Here is a 3116-nt window from a genome sequence, read left to right on the forward strand (position 1 = left end):
TGATAAAAGGAGCAAAGTCTTAGCAAATGCTTCTGCTATATCATGCGATTCAGGAAATTTTTGCTGTAATCCTTGTAATTTCTCGACAGTAGCTTCGAGTTCTTTTAATACAGTCTGCTTGTCTGATAAAATGAACAAAAACCTAGCATAGTGCAAAGCTATATCATTCGATTTAGGGAATTTTTGCTGCAATTTCTCTAATTTTTCAGCAGTAGTCTCTAGTTCCCTCAATACAGTCTGCTCGAATGATAAAAGGAGCAAAGTCCCAGCTAATGCTTCCGCTATATCATTCGATTCAGGGAATTTTTGTTGCAATTTCTCTAATTTTTTAGCAGTAGTCTCCAGTTCCTTCAACACAATCTGTTTGGTTGATAAATAAAACAAAGTCTTAGCATACCGCACCGCAATGTCTTCTGATTCAGGGTATTGCTCATAAATTATTCTTTCTTTTTCTGCTAAATCTTCACAGGCAGTCTTATCTATCTCCTTTGCCGATAAGTCAAAGAGCTTATCTAACTCTGTTAAACTTTGCTCCAAATTGTATTTTTGTTCATCCATTCTACGTACCTCGTTTAAAATAGTAGCTATATTAGAAACTAATTTATTTTTAGTATGATAATTAGTGTCTATACATTTTATTATATCAAAAATGTCATCTTTCTACTAACAGATGGATAGTACTTTTTGTTGGTATAAGCACCAAAAAAGCCAGACTCTGTCTAGCTTTGCATTATTTATAGTTGTGATAGTTTTTAGAAAAATTAAAGGATTTTATCGGCTCTGTCCACTGTAAAGAGGGCCACAGTCATCAGGATATCGACGAGTAAGAGAGCAGCTACAGCTGGCACCCAAGAGTGAAAAAGGTCAAAACTGTAACCAAAGAGAGTCGGGCCAAAGGCTGCTAGGATATAGCCTCCTGTTTGAGATAGGCCGGACAATTGGGCTGTCTTTTCAGGAGCGCTTGTCTTGAGTGAAAAGTTGACCATGAGATAGGGGAAGAGGGCGCTGGTTGCGGTTCCGATGAGGAGATGGATGGCAAGCCAGTAAAAGAAATTATTGATTGGGAAGAAGAGCATGGAAATGCCGACCACACCAGCTAGTGAAACCAGAGCGAGCATGAGCTGACGGTTGCGAGTAGACAAGCTGGTTGTCAGGCTTGGGATGGTCATTGAAAAAGGAATGCTAATCAGAGAGAAGATAGAAGTCAGCAAGCCAGCTTCGTGACTGGATAGGCCTGCATGGATGGCCATAGTAGGTAACCAAGTCATAGCAGTGTAAAAGAGCAAGGATTGAAAACCTGCAAAGACAATAACTGCCCAGACCTGTTTATTACGTATAACCTTTGTTTTGCTTTTTTGTTTGGTTTGTGGAGCCAGTCTGTGATTATAGCGGTGATTAGGTAGCCAGACCAAAAAAGTTGCTAGACAGAGCAGGGTGAGGAGGATGATAAGTCCTTTCCAAGAACTGGCTTGTGTAATGGGCACAGCTAGATAGGACGCCAGAGCCGTTGCAATCCCCATAGAGGTTACATATAAGGTTGTCAGAAATCCAATCTTCTTTGGTTGATTGGCTTGGATGAGACTAGGAAGCAGAACATTGATGACTGCGATACTTGCCCCAACCATCAAGGTTCCTAGATAGAGCAGGGGCAGATTGATTAGTCGAATGAGAGAACCGATGGTCAAGAAGAAAAGGCTGTAGGTGAAGAGATGCTCCAAGCCGATTTTCTGAGCCAGTCGGGTAGAAAATAGCGAGAAGAGAGTAAACATGAGGAGGGGAAGGCTGGTCAAGACACCAAGCGAACTAACTTCTACTCCCAGCCCTTGCGAAATATCTCCCAATATAATGGGTAAAACAGTAAAAGGAGTCCGCAAGGAAACACCAATCAGGATAATACCTGGAACAAAAAAGAGTGATTGCTTTTTCATATAATACCTCTTCTAGCTGATTTTAATAACAGCTTATTTTAAGGCTTTTTCACTATAATGTCAAGTAAGGTTTCTGGCTTTCAAGATAAAAATGGGAAAGTCTTGAAAATTATGATAAAATAGTGGAAGGAAATCTATACATTGGAGAAAAACTGTGTCTGAAAAGCAAAAAATCAGCGTATTGATGTCGGTCTATATCAAGGAAAATCCGACATTTTTAAAGGATGCTATTGAGAGTGTTCAAAATCAGACCCTGAAACCGAGCGAATTGGTTCTGGTTGAGGATGGGCCTTTGACACCTGAGCTCTATCAGGTATTAGATCAGCTTGAAGTTGAGTCTGATATTCCAGTGAAACGCTATCCTCTTGAGCAGAATCAAGGTTTGGGTCTGGCTCTTCGACAGGGTGTTTTGCAGTGTCAGTATGATATTATTGCCCGTATGGATACGGATGATATAGCTGTTCCAGACCGTTTTGAGAAACAGGTTCAGCTAATGGAGAAGAACAACCTCGACCTATTAGGTGGCCATATTGCAGAATTTATTGACAATCCTGATGAGATTGTTTCTTACCGTCGTGTTCCAACCCAGCATGCAGATATTGTAGCTTATCAAAGGATGAGAAGTGCCTTTAACCACATGACTGTTATGTTTAAGAAGGACATGGTTCTCAAGGCAGGCAACTATGAGGATGGGCTTTATATGGAGGATGACCTCCTCTGGCTCAATATGATTGCTGCAGGAGCCAAGACTGGAAATCTGGATCAAATCTTGTGTAAGGTTCGTGTCGGAGCAGGGATGTTTGAGCGTCGTGGGGGACTGCGTTACCTCAAACTCTATCGTCAGGCTCGTCAACGGATGCTGAAGCGAGGACAAATTTCTTACCTGGAGTACGCCAAGAGTGTTGCGATTCAGATGGTTGTTGCTCTTTGTCCAGGATTTGTTAGACAGTTTATTTTTATGAAACTGTTAAGAAAAAGCAATTAAAAGATTGTAGCAAATCGTAAACTTTAGAAAAAGTGTTATAATAACAATATAATACTCTTCGAAAATCTCTTCAAACCGCGTCAACGTCGCCTTGCCGTAGGTATATGTTACTGACTACGTCAGTTCCATCTACAACCTCAAAACAGTGTTTTGAGCAGCCTGCGGCTAGTTTCCTAGTTTGCTCTTTGATTTTCATTGAGTAT

Annotated in this window: 2 protein-coding genes and 1 pseudogene; 1 reads left to right on the top strand and 2 read right to left on the bottom strand. The window is 40.8% G+C overall.

Annotated features, from left to right (window positions below):
• Together ADI58_RS11340 and ADI58_RS00090 are read right to left on the bottom strand one after the other, a co-directional pair.
• Positions 1-558 (bottom strand): annotated as a pseudogene (locus ADI58_RS11340) (hypothetical protein); the annotation flags it as partial.
• A gap of 203 nt (positions 559-761) precedes the next feature.
• Positions 762-1928 (bottom strand): CynX/NimT family MFS transporter, encoded by a 1167-nt coding sequence (locus ADI58_RS00090; protein WP_049521000.1) that lies wholly within the window; start codon positions 1926-1928, stop codon positions 762-764.
• Positions 1929-2082: 154 nt separating this feature from the next.
• On the opposite strand from ADI58_RS00090, the gene ADI58_RS00095 reads away from it, so the two are divergent.
• Positions 2083-2913, top strand: coding sequence for a glycosyltransferase (locus ADI58_RS00095; RefSeq protein ID WP_049521001.1), 831 nt, complete (start codon positions 2083-2085; stop codon positions 2911-2913).
• Positions 2914-3116 lie beyond the last annotated feature (203 nt).

This window comes from Streptococcus mitis (assembly GCF_001074635.1).
Lineage (GTDB): Bacteria > Bacillota > Bacilli > Lactobacillales > Streptococcaceae > Streptococcus > Streptococcus mitis_E.

Bases quoted from the DNA above. Each gene is read 5' to 3' on its own strand.
- ADI58_RS00090 (WP_049521000.1), bottom strand. From the start codon at position 1,928: ATGAAAAAGCAATCACTCTTTTTTGTTCCAGGTATTATCCTGATTGGT.